We start from the raw sequence: 14,204 nt of genomic DNA, 5'->3' as shown, positions 1-14,204 counted from the left end.
AGCAAGGGACCCAATTATTTTTTCTTTATTTTTTTTCAAAAAAATAGTAAAATAAAGCTAATATTTATCGTAAAAAGAATGGAAAGTAAATGTATCGTTATCAAGTTGATATTCCTGATGAAGAACACGATGAGTTTGTTAGACAGAGTCCTTTAGTGAATATATTGCAAAGTAGCGCTTGGGCGAGTGTGAAAAGTGAATGGGAAAATGAAAAAGTTGGCTTTTACAAGGATGATAAATTGGTAGGTGTGTCCAGTTTGCTTTATAGATCCTTGCCCTTTGGCTTCACGATGTGCTATATTGCTAGGGGACCAATTATAGATTATACTAACAGGGCCTTGGTGGAGTTTGTATTTACTTCACTTAGAGATATTGCAAAAAGGAAACGTGCCTTATTTATCAAAATTGATCCGACTCTTTGTTTAAGTAAAACAGTTCTCAATAAACAAGACTCAGATTATTCAGAAACATTAGTAACACTTCAATACCTCAGAGAGTTGGGTTTTATTTGGTCTGGTAAAACAACTGGGATGGCTGATACTATTCAGCCTCGTATTCAGGCGAAAATATATAAGGAAAATTTTGGTGAAGATAAACTTTCGAAGTCAACAAAACAAGCTATTCGAACAGCACAGAACAAGGGGATCAAGGTTCAGTTTGGCGGAATAGAATTGCTGGATTCTTTTTCTCTTTTGATGAAGAAAACAGAAGCACGTAAAAATATTTCCTTAAGGAATGAAGCTTATTACAGAAATTTATTGTTAACTTTTCAAAATCATGCCTATATCACACTTTCAACTCTTGATTTATCTGAGCGTTTGCAAGAATTAGAAGAACAGTGGACTCAGAATCAGATTTTTATTCAATCCTTAGTAAATACAGCTAAGTCTTCAAAATTTCAAACTAGATTGAAAGAAAAAGAACGTTTAGACGAGGAAATTACGTTTTTGAAAAAACATATTTCTGCAGGTGTTTTGATTGCTCCCTTAGCAGCGACTTTGACTCTAGAATTTGGCCAGACCTCTGTCAATCTATATGCAGGTATGGATGAAGAATTTAAACGCTATAATGCGCCAATTTTAACTTGGTATCAGACGGCTCATCATGCTTTCGAGCGTGGCTCTCTATGGCAAAATCTTGGAGGAATTGAGCACGCTAAAGATGGTGGCCTTTATCGGTTTAAATCAAATTTTAATCCCACCATTGAAGAGTACTTTGGTGAGTTCACACTGCCTACTCACCCCCTATATCCTGTAATTAGTCTTGTCTTTGATCTGCGTAAAAAATTAAGAAAAAAATATCATAGAAAGTAAGTATATGACACTGACTACACTCACTAAAGAAGAGTTTCAACATTATTCGGAAACGGTTCCTTGTCGTTCCTTTATGCAGTCTGTCCAGATGGGAGATTTGCTAGAAAAAAGGGAAGCTAAAGTAACTTACCTTTCTTTGAAACAGGAAGGAGAAATTCAGGTTGCGGCTCTAGTTTATTGCTTGCCAATGTTAGGTGGATTTCATATGGAAATCAATTCGGGCCCAATCTATACTAAAAACGAGTTTCTTTCGGAATTTTATCTTGCTTTAAAGGAATATGCAAGGCAAAATGGTGTATTGGAGTTGGTTGTAAAACCTTACGAAATCTATCAGAAATTTGATAGCGATGGAAATCCAAGTACAGAAGAAAAAGTGGACTCTATTTCGGTTTTGACAGATCTTGGTTACCAATATGATGGTCTGCAGACGGGTTATCCGGCTGGGGAACCAAATTGGTTCTATTGTAAAGATTTGTCTGAATTGAATGAAGAGAATTTGATTCAAAGTTTTAGCAAAAAGGGGAAACAATTAGTCAAAAAATCTCAGACTTTTGGTATTCAGCTGAAAAAGTTGAAACGCGAGGAACTTCCGATTTTTAAAGATATAACAAAAGAAACCTCTGAACGTAGAGAATATAGTGATAAAAGTTTAGAATATTATGAGCATTTTTATGATTCTTTTGGAGAGCGCGCTGAGTTTATGATTGCGATACTCAATTTTTCAGAGTATTTAACAAATTTAATAAACAGGCAAAGTCAATTAATAAAACAAAAGGATGCGCTATTATCTTTGCTTGAGAAGTATCCAGATTCGGCACAAAAGAAAAAAGAGTTAAGGGAACTATCTCGACAATTGGAAACCTTTGATGTTCGTAAGGCAGAGGCATGTAAATTGATTGAGAAATATGGGCATCAGGATATGGTTTTGGCTGGTAGTCTATTTGTCTATATGCCTCAAGAAACGACTTATCTTTTTAGTGGTTCTTATACGGAGTTCAATAAATTCTATGCACCTGCTCTTCTTCAAGAATATGTGATGGTGGAAAGTATCAGACGTGGTATTTCTAAGTATAATTTTTTAGGTATTCAGGGGATTTTTGATGGCAGTGATGGCGTATTACGCTTTAAACAAAATTTTAATGGCTATATTGTGCGTAAGGCTGGAACATTTCGTTATTATCCATCTCCATTGAAATATAAGTGTATTCAATTGTTAAAGAAATTATTAAGACGTTGAGTTTGAAGAGTCAGTGTTTAGATTTCTTTCAGCTTTCTTCAGTAAAATAGAGAATCTATCTTGATCAAGGAGAATGTGATTTCAAGATAGGTTCTTATTTTTATGAAAGGTGGAGCGTCATGTTCTGGATTATTCGATTATTGTTCCGATTTCTGTTGGGAATTTGGCGTTTCTTCTGGCGTCTGGTTTGGACTGTGGTCATTCTACTGCTCATTGCCTTTGGAGTGGTTTGGTATCTGACAGGTGATTTTCATTCTGCGGTCAATCAGGTTGAAAAAATGAGTAAGATTGGTCAAGGTGGCTGGAATCAATGGCAGGAGACGGGAACGCTGGAAGTCTTGTCTCAGACAGACAGTCACCAACATGCAGAAGGTAAGTGGGTTCAGGCCTCAGCTCGCATCTATATTGAACCTCAAATGGATGAGACCTTCCAAGGCGCCTATGCAGAAGCTATAAAAAACTGGAATCAAACGGGAGCCTTTACCTTTGAGGTGGTTGCAGATCCTAGCCAGGCAGATATTGTGGCAAGTGAGATGAATGATGGATCGACCGCTGTAGCAGGTCAAGCCGAAAGTCAAACCAATTTGTTAACCAATCAATTTATATCTGTAACGGTTCGCCTGAATCACTATTATCTATCCAATCCAAACTATGGTTATTCTTATGAACGGATCGTGCATACGGCGGAACATGAGCTGGGACATGCCATCGGATTGGATCACACCAACGAAATCTCTGTCATGCAACCGGCAGGTTCCTACTATGGGATTCAGCCCCAGGATGTGAAGGCTGTTCAAGAACTCTATACCAGTAGCGACTAGATGAAGTCGGTGCAATCTGAAAAAATCAAAGCTCCTCCATCAAGTGATCGGTGGGGCTTTTTGTTCGTCCTGTTACGCCCTTTTTGCTATAATGGAACTATGAATAACTTGATCAAATCAAAACTAGAGCTCTTGCCGACCAGCCCTGGTTGTTACATTCACAAAGATAAAAATGGCACCATTATTTATGTAGGAAAGGCTAAAAATCTACGCAATCGCGTGCGTTCCTATTTCTGTGGAAGTCATGATACCAAGACGGAGGCTCTGGTATCTGAAATTGTGGATTTTGAATTTATCGTTACTGAGTCCAATATTGAGGCACTTCTCCTAGAAATCAACCTGATCAAGGAAAACAAGCCTAAATACAATATCATGCTCAAGGATGATAAGTCTTATCCTTTTATCAAAATCACCAATGAGCGCTATCCTCGCTTGATTATCACCCGTCAGGTAAAGAAGGATGGGGGTCTTTATTTTGGACCCTATCCCGATGTTGGAGCGGCTAATGAAATCAAGCGACTACTGGATCGGATTTTCCCTTTTCGTAAGTGTACCAATCCGCCGTCTAAGGTCTGTTTTTATTACCATATCGGTCAATGTATGGCCCACACTATCTGTAAAAAAGATGAGGCCTACTTCAAGTCCATGGCTCAGGAGGTTTCTGACTTTTTAAAAGGGCAGGATGACAAAATCATCGACGAACTCAAGGGTAAAATGACAGTGGCAGCGCAAAGTATGGAATTTGAACGTGCGGCGGAATACCGTGATCTGATTCAAGCTATTGGAACGCTTCGGACCAAGCAACGGGTCATGGCCAAGGACCTCCAAAACCGTGATGTCTTTGGCTACTATGTGGACAAGGGCTGGATGTGTGTTCAGGTTTTCTTTGTCCGTCAGGGCAAGTTAATTGAACGTGATGTCAATCTCTTCCCCTACTACAATGATCCGGATGAGGATTTCTTGACCTATGTGGGACAATTCTATCAAGAAAAATCTCACCTGGTTCCCAATGAAGTATTGATTCCGCAGGATATTGACCAAGAAGCTGTCAAGGCCTTGGTGGATACCAAGATTGTCAAACCTCAGCGTGGAGAGAAAAAACAGCTGGTCAATCTAGCCATAAAAAATGCCCGTGTTAGTCTGGAGCAGAAGTTCAATCTGCTAGAAAAATCTGTCGAAAAGACTCAGGGAGCTATTGAAAACCTAGGACGCCTGCTTCAAATACCGACTCCAGTTCGCATTGAGTCCTTCGACAACTCCAACATCATGGGAACTAGCCCTGTTTCGGCCATGGTGATCTTTGTCAATGGTAAACCGAGTAAGAAGGATTACCGTAAGTACAAGATAAAAACGGTTGTAGGTCCAGATGACTACGCTAGTATGCGAGAGGTCATTCGCAGACGCTATGGCCGAGTACAACGTGACGGTTTGACTCCTCCAGATTTGATTGTGATTGATGGAGGGCAAGGTCAAGTCAATATCGCCAAGCAAGTCATCCAAGAAGAGCTGGGTTTGGACATTCCTATTGCAGGTCTGCAAAAGAATGACAAGCACCAAACCCATGAATTGCTCTTTGGAGATCCTCTTGAGGTGGTGGAGTTGTCTCGAAATTCTCAGGAATTTTTCCTCCTCCAACGCATTCAGGATGAGGTGCACCGCTTTGCCATTACTTTCCACCGCCAACTGCGCTCCAAAAATTCCTTTTCATCACAACTGGATGGAATTGAAGGATTGGGGCCTAAACGCAAGCAGAATCTCATGAAGCATTTCAAGTCTCTAACTAAAATCAAGGAAGCTAGTGTGGATGAGATTGTTGAAGTTGGGGTACCCAGAACAGTCGCAGAAGCTGTTCAAAGAAAGTTGAACCCTCAGGAAGAAGTGGAGTTGGCTCAAGTGGCGGAACCATTAAAAGAATTAGAATAAGTATCTAGATAGAAGGTAGAAGAAATGAATAGGATTGAGATTGACAGAGATATACTCCTTTTTTTACGATTTGCTTACTTTGGGAATTCAAAAGATTTATTTTTAGCTGCAACTACTCGAGCCTATCTTGATTTTAATCGAACCTTGCGATTTCATGGCATGCCAGATGAACAGCGCTTGGAGATGAGAAATCGAGCTTCTAAGTGTATCAAAGAAGCGATTTCAAATCTCTTGGAACGGGACGAGTTGTGTCAAACTGATTTTGATAGTTGGCATCATAGGACTTGTGATAGCGTTATAGACTACTATCGCTCAAATGGGATTCGATTCACTTATGGTCATGCTCAAAAGTGGATTAATATGACTTTCAAGTATCTGTATATGCTTGAGGTTGTACCTCTAGACTCTGTTTTTCCTTTTTTACACGTACCGATAGATAACATCGTGTTAGAGAGGACTAATAAAAAATTGTGTATCCCAAGACCTTCTCAAGCGTGGAGTAGCTGGGGAGATTACGCCTTCTATCTTCAATATCAAGAACATTTGAGGCAAAAAATAGGCAAGGAAGATCCTCTTCGTTGGGAGTTTCACAATTGGCTAGATGAAATAGAAAAAGGAGATCACAATGAACCATAAAATCGCAATTTTATCAGATATTCATGGCAATGCGACAGCCTTAGAAGCAGTAATTGCAGATGCTAAAACTCAAGGAGTCAGTGAATATTGGCTTATGGGAGACATTTTCCTCCCTGGTCCAGGTGCAAATGACTTGGTCGCTCTGTTAAAGGAACTTCCTATTGCAGCAAGTGTTCGAGGCAATTGGGATGATTGTGTCCTAGAGGCCTTAGATGGTCAATATGGCTTAGAAGATCCACAGGAAGTCCAGCTCTTACGTATGACACAGTATTTGATGGAGCGAATGGATCCTGAAACGATTGTCTGGCTACGAAGCTTACCTTTGCTAGAAAAGAAAGAAGTTGACGGATTGCGTTTTTCTCTTTCTCATAATTTGCCTGATAAGAACTATGGTGGTGACTTGTTGGTTGACAATGATACAGAGAAATTTGACCAGCTACTTGATGAGGAGACAGATGTAGCAGTTTACGGTCATGTCCACAAACAGTTGCTTCGCTATGGCAGCCAAGGGCAACAAATTATCAATCCAGGTACAATTGGTATGCCCTATTTTAACTGGGAGGCGTTAAAAAATCACCGTGCCCAGTATGCCGTGATAGAGGTTGAAGATGGGGAATTGGTAAATATCCTGTTTCGTAAAGTCGCTTATGACTATGAAGCGGAGTTAGAATTGGCCAAGTCCAAGGGTCTTCCCTTTATCGAAATGTATGAAGAGCTACGACGAGAAGACAACTATCAGGGGCACAATCTGGAACTTTTAGCTAGTTTAATTGAAAAGCATGGATATGTAGAGGATGTGAAAGATTATTTTGATTTTCTGCAAAGTTAGAAATAAAATGGACGCCCTTAATTTGAAGTGAGGTGGTAGCCGAATTATTTAGAAAAGAGTCAGACAATAAGGAAGAAAAGATGGCTTAGCTAAAGTTTGACATTGAAATTATTTTGTTATACAATGAACTTAATTCTTAATAAAAAGGAGAACATTATGAAGAAAATTATTACAGCCAGTATGGCTCTTTTATCTGTTGTTGTTTTAGCAGCATGTTCAGGGAAAACAACGTCTGACTCTTCGACTAAGACTTCAAGCTCTGTAGAGAAAACTTCTTCAGAGGCTTCATCAACAACGTCTAGTTCAAAGACAGAAAATAATGAGGTTGTTTTGATCACCGATGAAGAAATTGACAATGCTAAAACTGTTGGAGATGTGAAGAAAGTCTTTGGTAAACTAGTCGACAATTATAAAAAGCATGCAGTTGAAATTGGGGAGAAAATTCCAGAGAGTGGAAAAGAAGCATATAACGCCCAAGTTGAACCAGCGCTTAAGTCTATGGAGACTGTAAGAGAGTCATTTAACGAAAGCCTTTCAAGTATTGGTTCTGATGATACAGTAGTGCCAGAACAAACTCGTACTCTATTTGTTCAACAGTTGAAAACTGGACGTGACACAATGAAGAAAGCGCTGGAAGCGGCTTATAAAGCAATTGCTCCATACACATCTGGTCAATAATATAAGAAAGTAGGTGTTCGATCACCTGCTTTTTGATTGCTTCAAATCTAAAGCGATACCTACTTAAAGAGCTTCAAATAAATAGCAGAGAGTTTGAAAGAAGTACTAACTCTATGAAAAATCTCTGCAAGCTCTTTCAAAATATGGTAGAATGGAAGCAGTAGAATTAGAAAAGGAAATCGATTATGAAATTTCTTGAATTAAATAAAAAACGTCATGCGACCAAGCATTTCACTGATAAGCCAGTTGATCCCAAAGATGTTCGCACAGCTATTGAAATCGCAACTTTAGCCCCAAGTGCCCACAACAGCCAGCCATGGAAGTTTGTGGTTGTTCGTGAGAAAAATGCCGAACTGGCAAAATTGGCTTACGGTTCGAACTTTGAACAGGTATCATCAGCGCCTGTAACCATTGCCTTGTTTACAGACACAGATTTGGCAAAACGTGCTCGTAAGATTGCCCGAGTTGGTGGTGCTAATAACTTTTCTGAAGAGCAACTTCAATATTTTATGAAGAATCTGCCTGCCGAGTTTGCGCGTTACAGTGAACAACAGGTCAGTGACTACCTAGCTCTCAATGCTGGTTTGGTTGCCATGAACTTGGTTTTGGCTCTGACAGACCAAGGAATCGGTTCTAACATTATCCTTGGATTTGACAAATCAAAAGCCAACGAAGTTTTGGATATCGAAGACCGTTTCCGCCCAGAACTCTTGATCACAGTGGGTTACACAGATGAAAAGTTGGAACCAAGCTACCGCTTGCCAGTGGATGAAATCATCGAGAAAAGATAGAAAGAAGAAAAAATGACAGCAATTGATTTTACAGCAGAAGTAGAAAAACGCAAAGAAGACCTCTTGGCTGACTTGTTTAGCCTTTTGGAAATCAATTCAGAACGTGATGATAGCAAGGCAGATGCGCAACATCCATTTGGACCTGGCCCAGTAAAAGCCTTGGAAAAATTCCTTGAAATCGCAGACCGTGACGGCTATCCAACTAAGAATGTCGATAACTACGCAGGACATTTTGAGTTTGGTGAAGGAGAAGAAGTTCTCGGAATCTTTGCCCACATGGACGTGGTGCCAGCTGGTAGCGGTTGGGACACGGACCCTTATACACCAACTATCAAAGACGGTCGCCTTTATGCGCGTGGTGCTTCAGATGATAAGGGACCTACAACTGCTTGTTACTATGGTTTGAAAATCATCAAAGAATTGGGACTTCCAACTTCTAAGAAAGTTCGTTTCATCGTCGGAACAGACGAAGAATCAGGTTGGGCAGACATGGACTACTACTTTGAACATGTAGGACTAGCGAAACCAGACTTCGGTTTCTCTCCAGACGCTGAATTCCCTATCATCAATGGTGAAAAAGGGAACATCACTGAATACCTCCACTTTGCAGGTGAAAATACAGGTGCGGCTCGCCTTCACAGCTTCACAGGTGGTTTGCGTGAAAACATGGTACCTGAATCAGCAACAGCAGTCGTTTCAGGTGACTTGGCTGACTTGCAAGCTAAACTAGATGCCTTTGTTGCAGAACACAAACTTAGAGGAGAAATCAAAGAAGAATCTGGCAAATACAAGGTGACCATCATTGGTAAATCAGCTCATGGTGCTATGCCTGCTTCAGGTGTCAATGGTGCGACCTACCTGGCACTTTTCCTCAGTCAGTTTGACTTTGCAGGACCTGCAAAAGACTACCTCGACATCGCTGGTAAGATTCTCTTGAACGACCATGAGGGTGAAAATCTCAAGGTTGCTCATGTAGATGAAAAGATGGGTGCCCTTTCTATGAATGCCGGTGTCTTCCGCTTCGATGAAACAAGTGCTGACAATACCATTGCTCTTAACTTCCGTTATCCAAAAGGAACAAGTCCAGAGCAGATCCAGTCAGTCCTTGAAAACTTGCCAGTTGCTTCTGTTAGCCTTTCTGAACACGGTCACACCCCTCACTATGTACCAATGGAAGATCCACTCGTTCAAACCTTGTTGAATGTCTATGAAAAACAAACTGGTCTTAAAGGTCACGAGCAAGTCATCGGTGGTGGTACCTTTGGTCGCTTGCTGGAACGTGGGGTTGCCTACGGTGCCATGTTCCCGGACTCAATCGATACCATGCACCAAGCCAACGAATTTATCGCCTTGGACGATCTCTTCCGAGCAGCAGCAATCTATGCCGAAGCTATTTATGAATTGATCAAATAAAACGATAGAAGTCTGAGATGTTATGCTTGGACTTCTTTTTGGAGGGAAAACAGATGTCTCAAATCGAAAGAATCAAGCAAGCCATTATGGCGGATCCGCAAAATACCAGCTATACAGAACGCGGAATCGAACCTCTCTTTGCGGCGCCAAAGACTGCTCGCATCAATATTGTTGGTCAGGCACCGGGGCTTAAAACACAAGAAGCTGGGATTTATTGGAAGGATAAGAGCGGCGATCGCTTGCGTGAGTGGCTAGGTGTGGATGAGGACACCTTTTACAATTCAGGTTATTTTGCAGTTCTGCCAATGGATTTTTACTTTCCTGGACATGGCAAGTCAGGCGACCTTCCACCTCGTACAGGTTTCGCAGAAAAATGGCATCCGCAACTCTTGCAAGAGTTGCCCGATATCCAATTAACTCTCTTGATTGGGCAATATGCCCAAGCCTATTATTTACATGAGAAAGTTAGTGGCAAGGTAACAGAGCGGGTGAAACACTACAAAGACTATCTACCAGAATTTTTCCCTCTGGTGCACCCCTCACCACGAAATCAAATCTGGATGGCCAAAAATCCTTGGTTTGAGGTAGAAGTGGTGCCAGAATTGCAAGCACTGGTACAAAAGATTATTCATCAATAAAGGAGAAAAACTATGGATGCCTATCAACAAGTAGCTAATACCTTGCAAGAGTTGGGAATTACCTTTGATGTAGTGGAGCACCCGTCTGTATTTACGACGGAGCAGGCAGATAGCTATATTGAAGGAATGGAAGGAGTCCGGACTAAGTCCATGTTTTTGACCAATAGGAAGAAAACCCAGTACTATCTACTCATAATGGATGACAAGAAACGATTGGATATGGATGACTTTAAAGTTCAAGTGGGAGCCAATCGGATTCGCATGGCCTCATTGGACTCCTTGGCTGAGAAAATGAACCTACCAGCAGGAACAGTATCACCTTTTGGTTTGTTAAATAATGATGAAAAAGACATTCTAGTTTATTTTGATAAGGACATTGTATCGGAGGATATCATGACTTTCCATCCCAATACTAATGAAAAGACCATCTTTATTAAAACCCAAGACTTGTTCCGATTTTTAGAGTCGATTGGATTTACCTATGGGGTTTTAATCTTGCCTTAATGGCATCAAAAAGAAGAAATGATGAAAGAAATTGTTTTTGACAAATTTTACCAACTTTACCAGAAAGAGCCACTTTCTGTATTGGATGTGAGGGAAGTAGATGAATTTGAAGCCCTTCACTTAGAAGGAGTCCAGCTTCTTCCTCTTTCTGAGTTAGCGGATCGCTACCAAGAGTTGGAACTTGACCAACTCTATTATGTCATCTGTAAGTCGGGCATTCGTTCAGCTCGTGCTTGCCAGTTCTTAGAGGAGCATGGATACAAGGTCATCAATGTCCAAGGTGGAATGACGGCCTTTGAAAATCTTTAAAATTTTGCATTTCTCTTACTTGGTGTGGACTAGGTAGGAGAAATTTATTTTTAGATAATTCTTATTTTTAAAAATATTGAAAACATTCAATGATTAATTTTGGATACTTTTTTCAGAGTCTTAATCATGGTATACTAGGTCAGTGTTTTAGAAATATGAAGGAGATTTTTATGGCTAAAAAAGGTGCCCTAACAGGCTTGCTCCTGTTTGGAATATTTTTTGGTGCGGGGAACTTGATTTTTCCGCCTTCTCTAGGTGCCCTATCTGGAGAACAGTTTCTTCCTGCCATCGCAGGTTTTGTATTTTCGGGTGTCGGTATTGCCGTCTTGACACTTATTATTGGAACGCTAAACCCTAAAGGTTACATTCACGAGATTTCTAAGAAAATCTCACCTTGGTTTGCGACGCTTTATCTTGCAGTCCTCTATCTATCGATTGGCCCCTTCTTTGCTATCCCACGTACAGCAACAACAGCTTATGAGGTCGGCATCAGCCCCCTCTTATCTGAAGCAAATAAAGGGCTTGGATTGATTATCTTTACCGTACTGTACTTTGCAGCGGCCTATCTGATCTCGCTCAATCCTTCAAAGATTTTGGATCGAATCGGACGTATCTTGACACCAGTCTTTGCCTTGTTGATCGTTATCTTGGTTGTACTAGGTGCCTTCAAATATGGTGGAACCAGCCCTCAAGCGGCTTCAGATGCTTATCAAGCTTCTGCCTTTGGTACAGGTTTCCTAGAAGGTTATAACACCTTGGATGCCCTTGCCTCAGTCGCTTTTAGTGTGATTGCTGTTCAAACCTTGAAACAACTTGGATTCTCCAGTAAGAAAGAATACATTTCAACTATTTGGGTGGTTGGTATCGTTGTAGCTCTTGCCTTTAGCGCTCTTTACATCGGTTTAGGATTCCTTGGAAATCATTTCCCAGTACCAGCAGAAGCGATGAAGGGTGGAACACCAGGTGTTTATATCTTGTCGCAAGCAACTCAGGAAATCTTTGGTTCGACAGCTCAACTCTTCCTTGCTGTTATGGTAACTGTAACCTGCTTCACAACGACAGTTGGCTTGATTGTGTCGACAGCAGAGTTCTTTAACGGTCGTTTCCCACAAATCAGCTACAAGGTCTATGCCACTGCCTTTACCTTGATTGGATTTGCTATTGCAAACCTCGGTTTAGATGCGATCATCAAGTATTCAGTTCCAGTACTAGTAATCTTGTACCCAATCACCATTGCCATTGTGATGATTGTGATTGTTAATAAGTTTGTCGCCCTATCAAAACCAGGTATGCAATTAACTATTGGACTTGTTACAGCTATTGCTCTTGCAAGCGTCCTTGGCAGTTCCTTTAAGATTGAGTTTCTAGCAAACCTTGTGAATGCTCTACCTTTTGCAGCTGCCTCTCTACCATGGTTAGTGCCAGCTATTATTGGAATTTTGCTTTCCTTGGTTCTACCAAACAAACAAGAGAGTGACGTTTTTGAGATGGAATAAAAAATAGAAATCACTTTTGTAAGTCAACTCTACAGGAGTGATTTTTCTTTTTTCCTCTCTACTGAAATGTGCTATAATAGGTAGCAAAAGAGGTGAAGAAATGAATCAGACTATAAACTATATCAAAGAATTAACCGCTATTGCATCTCCGACGGGCTTTACTCGTGAGATTTCAGACTACCTAGTCCATACTTTAGAAGAGCTTGGTTACCAGCCTGTTCGCACAGCAAAGGGTGGTGTCAATGTAACAATCAAAGGTCAAAACGACGAACAACATCGCTATGTAACTGCCCATGTGGACACACTCGGAGCCATTGTACGTGCTGTTAAATCTGACGGTCGTCTCAAATTGGATCGTATCGGTGGTTTTCCTTGGAACATGATTGAGGGAGAAAACTGTACTGTTCATGTGGCTAGTACAGGTAAAACGGTATCTGGAACTATCCTCATTCACCAGACATCTTGCCATGTCTACAAAGATGCTGGAACTGCTGAACGCACTCAGGACAATATGGAAGTGCGTTTGGATGAAAAAGTGACCAATGAAAAAGAAACGCGTGCCTTGGGTATCGAGGTCGGTGACTTTATTAGCTTCGATCCGCGAACTGTCGTGACAGAGACTGGTTTTATCAAGTCTCGCCACTTGGATGACAAAGTCAGCGCAGCGATTTTGCTCAATCTTCTTCGTGTTTATAAGGAAGAGGGGATTGAATTGCCAGTAACTACTCATTTTGCTTTTTCAGTCTTTGAAGAGGTGGGTCATGGTGCTAACTCCAATATTCCTGCTCAGGTAGTAGAATATTTGGCTGTGGATATGGGTGCAATGGGAGATGACCAACAGACAGATGAGTACACAGTATCTATCTGTGTCAAGGATGCTTCAGGTCCCTATCACTACGACTTCCGTCAACACTTGGTAGCTTTGGCAAAAGAGCAAGATATTCCATTTAAGCTGGATATCTATCCATTTTATGGTTCGGATGCTTCCGCAGCTATGTCAGCAGGAGCCGAGGTCAAACATGCCCTCCTTGGAGCTGGTATTGAGTCAAGTCACTCTTACGAACGAACACACATTGATTCAGTAGTGGCGACTGAGCGTATGGTTGATGCCTATCTCAAGAGCGAGGCGGTATCATAGAATGTGCTTAATCTGTCAGAGAATTGAACTCATCAAAGCTGGGGAAAATCCCTACTTTGTCAAAGAACTAGAAACAGGCTATGTGGTCATTGGAGACCATCAATACTTTAAGGGCTATACCTTGTTTTTAGCAAAAGAGCATGTCACAGAACTCCATCATATGGAGAATCCTGTAAAACTTCACTTTTTAGAGGAAATGAGTTTGGTCCAAGAAGCAGTCGCCAAAGCATTTGAGGCTGAAAAGATGAATATTGAACTACTAGGAAACGGTGATGCCCATGCTCATTGGCATCTTTTTCCGCGAAGAGCAGGTGATATGAAAGGTCACGGACTTAATGGCCGCGGCCCAGTCTGGTGGGTGCCCTGGGAAGAAATGGCAGCGGAAGATTGCCAAGTACAATCACCAGAGCTGGAAGAGATGATTAAAGCCTTATCACATGAATTGGAGAAATGCTTGGCCTAAGAGAGGAAGAAAGAA

15 protein-coding genes are annotated in these 14,204 nt (G+C 41.1%); all 15 read left to right on the top strand.

Translation table 11 applies throughout. The features are described from left to right. The first annotated feature begins 89 nt into the window (after positions 1-89). The 15 genes from D8862_RS05770 (at position 90) to D8862_RS05700 (ending at position 14,189) form a co-directional block, all read left to right on the top strand. Positions 90-1,313, top strand: coding sequence for an aminoacyltransferase (locus tag D8862_RS05770; RefSeq protein WP_125449234.1), 1,224 nt, complete (start codon positions 90-92; stop codon positions 1,311-1,313). Between the two features lie 4 nt (positions 1,314-1,317). Further along, positions 1,318-2,550, top strand: coding sequence for an aminoacyltransferase (locus D8862_RS05765; protein ID WP_125449232.1), 1,233 nt, complete (start codon positions 1,318-1,320; stop codon positions 2,548-2,550). 119 nt (positions 2,551-2,669) lie between these two features. Continuing rightward, on the top strand, positions 2,670-3,371 hold the full coding sequence (locus D8862_RS05760) for a M57 family metalloprotease (RefSeq protein ID WP_125449230.1): 702 nt from the start codon (positions 2,670-2,672) through the stop codon (positions 3,369-3,371). A 99-nt stretch (positions 3,372-3,470) separates the two neighbouring features. Further along, a complete protein-coding gene (uvrC, locus tag D8862_RS05755) occupies positions 3,471-5,294 on the top strand; it encodes an excinuclease ABC subunit UvrC (protein WP_125449228.1) in 1,824 nt (607 codons plus the stop codon). Positions 5,295-5,318: 24 nt separating this feature from the next. Next, positions 5,319-5,930, top strand: a complete 612-nt coding sequence (locus tag D8862_RS05750; protein WP_125449226.1) for a hypothetical protein — start codon at positions 5,319-5,321, stop codon at positions 5,928-5,930. Beyond that, positions 5,920-6,759 carry a metallophosphoesterase family protein gene (locus tag D8862_RS05745; protein ID WP_125449224.1) on the top strand — a complete coding sequence of 280 codons (840 nt, stop codon included), beginning with the start codon at positions 5,920-5,922 and terminating at the stop codon, positions 6,757-6,759. Before D8862_RS05750 ends, D8862_RS05745 begins: the two co-directional genes overlap by 11 nt. A gap of 156 nt (positions 6,760-6,915) precedes the next feature. Then, a complete protein-coding gene (locus D8862_RS05740) occupies positions 6,916-7,437 on the top strand; it encodes a hypothetical protein (RefSeq protein WP_000720915.1) in 522 nt (173 codons plus the stop codon). A gap of 185 nt (positions 7,438-7,622) precedes the next feature. Next, positions 7,623-8,228 (top strand): nitroreductase family protein, encoded by a 606-nt coding sequence (locus D8862_RS05735; RefSeq protein WP_000670170.1) that lies wholly within the window; start codon positions 7,623-7,625, stop codon positions 8,226-8,228. Positions 8,229-8,240: 12 nt separating this feature from the next. Beyond that, positions 8,241-9,641 (top strand): dipeptidase PepV, encoded by a 1,401-nt coding sequence (gene pepV, locus D8862_RS05730; protein ID WP_125449222.1) that lies wholly within the window; start codon positions 8,241-8,243, stop codon positions 9,639-9,641. 53 nt (positions 9,642-9,694) lie between these two features. Further along, on the top strand, positions 9,695-10,279 hold the full coding sequence (locus D8862_RS05725) for a uracil-DNA glycosylase family protein (RefSeq protein ID WP_125449220.1): 585 nt from the start codon (positions 9,695-9,697) through the stop codon (positions 10,277-10,279). Positions 10,280-10,291: 12 nt separating this feature from the next. Continuing rightward, positions 10,292-10,783, top strand: a complete 492-nt coding sequence (locus tag D8862_RS05720) for a prolyl-tRNA synthetase associated domain-containing protein (protein WP_125449218.1) — start codon at positions 10,292-10,294, stop codon at positions 10,781-10,783. A 21-nt stretch (positions 10,784-10,804) separates the two neighbouring features. Continuing rightward, positions 10,805-11,092, top strand: coding sequence for a rhodanese-like domain-containing protein (locus D8862_RS05715; RefSeq protein WP_125449216.1), 288 nt, complete (start codon positions 10,805-10,807; stop codon positions 11,090-11,092). Between the two features lie 170 nt (positions 11,093-11,262). Continuing rightward, complete coding sequence (brnQ, locus tag D8862_RS05710) at positions 11,263-12,588, top strand: branched-chain amino acid transport system II carrier protein (RefSeq protein WP_185760841.1); 1,326 nt, start codon at positions 11,263-11,265, stop codon at positions 12,586-12,588. A gap of 100 nt (positions 12,589-12,688) precedes the next feature. Continuing rightward, positions 12,689-13,726: a M42 family metallopeptidase gene (locus D8862_RS05705; RefSeq protein ID WP_125449212.1), complete on the top strand. Its 1,038-nt coding sequence runs from the start codon at positions 12,689-12,691 to the stop codon at positions 13,724-13,726. Position 13,727: 1 nt separating this feature from the next. After that, on the top strand, positions 13,728-14,189 hold the full coding sequence (locus tag D8862_RS05700; protein WP_125449210.1) for an HIT family protein: 462 nt from the start codon (positions 13,728-13,730) through the stop codon (positions 14,187-14,189). Positions 14,190-14,204 lie beyond the last annotated feature (15 nt).

Source organism: Streptococcus oralis, from assembly GCF_003942585.1.
GTDB lineage: Bacteria > Bacillota > Bacilli > Lactobacillales > Streptococcaceae > Streptococcus > Streptococcus oralis_BE.
This window is presented reverse-complemented; position numbering and strand designations above follow the sequence as displayed.

What these genes read in the sequence shown, in the direction of transcription:
- D8862_RS05770 (WP_125449234.1), top strand. Translation starts at nt 90, where the DNA reads ATGTATCGTTATCAAGTTGATATTCCTGATGAAGAACACGATGAGTTT.
- D8862_RS05765 (WP_125449232.1), top strand. Translation starts at nt 1,318, where the DNA reads ATGACACTGACTACACTCACTAAAGAAGAGTTTCAACATTATTCGGAA.
- D8862_RS05760 (WP_125449230.1), top strand. Translation starts at nt 2,670, where the DNA reads ATGTTCTGGATTATTCGATTATTGTTCCGATTTCTGTTGGGAATTTGG.
- uvrC (WP_125449228.1), top strand. Translation starts at nt 3,471, where the DNA reads ATGAATAACTTGATCAAATCAAAACTAGAGCTCTTGCCGACCAGCCCT.
- D8862_RS05750 (WP_125449226.1), top strand. Translation starts at nt 5,319, where the DNA reads ATGAATAGGATTGAGATTGACAGAGATATACTCCTTTTTTTACGATTT.
- D8862_RS05745 (WP_125449224.1), top strand. Translation starts at nt 5,920, where the DNA reads ATGAACCATAAAATCGCAATTTTATCAGATATTCATGGCAATGCGACA.
- D8862_RS05740 (WP_000720915.1), top strand. Translation starts at nt 6,916, where the DNA reads ATGAAGAAAATTATTACAGCCAGTATGGCTCTTTTATCTGTTGTTGTT.
- D8862_RS05735 (WP_000670170.1), top strand. Translation starts at nt 7,623, where the DNA reads ATGAAATTTCTTGAATTAAATAAAAAACGTCATGCGACCAAGCATTTC.
- pepV (WP_125449222.1), top strand. Translation starts at nt 8,241, where the DNA reads ATGACAGCAATTGATTTTACAGCAGAAGTAGAAAAACGCAAAGAAGAC.
- D8862_RS05725 (WP_125449220.1), top strand. Translation starts at nt 9,695, where the DNA reads ATGTCTCAAATCGAAAGAATCAAGCAAGCCATTATGGCGGATCCGCAA.
- D8862_RS05720 (WP_125449218.1), top strand. Translation starts at nt 10,292, where the DNA reads ATGGATGCCTATCAACAAGTAGCTAATACCTTGCAAGAGTTGGGAATT.
- D8862_RS05715 (WP_125449216.1), top strand. Translation starts at nt 10,805, where the DNA reads ATGAAAGAAATTGTTTTTGACAAATTTTACCAACTTTACCAGAAAGAG.
- brnQ (WP_185760841.1), top strand. Translation starts at nt 11,263, where the DNA reads ATGGCTAAAAAAGGTGCCCTAACAGGCTTGCTCCTGTTTGGAATATTT.
- D8862_RS05705 (WP_125449212.1), top strand. Translation starts at nt 12,689, where the DNA reads ATGAATCAGACTATAAACTATATCAAAGAATTAACCGCTATTGCATCT.
- D8862_RS05700 (WP_125449210.1), top strand. Translation starts at nt 13,728, where the DNA reads ATGTGCTTAATCTGTCAGAGAATTGAACTCATCAAAGCTGGGGAAAAT.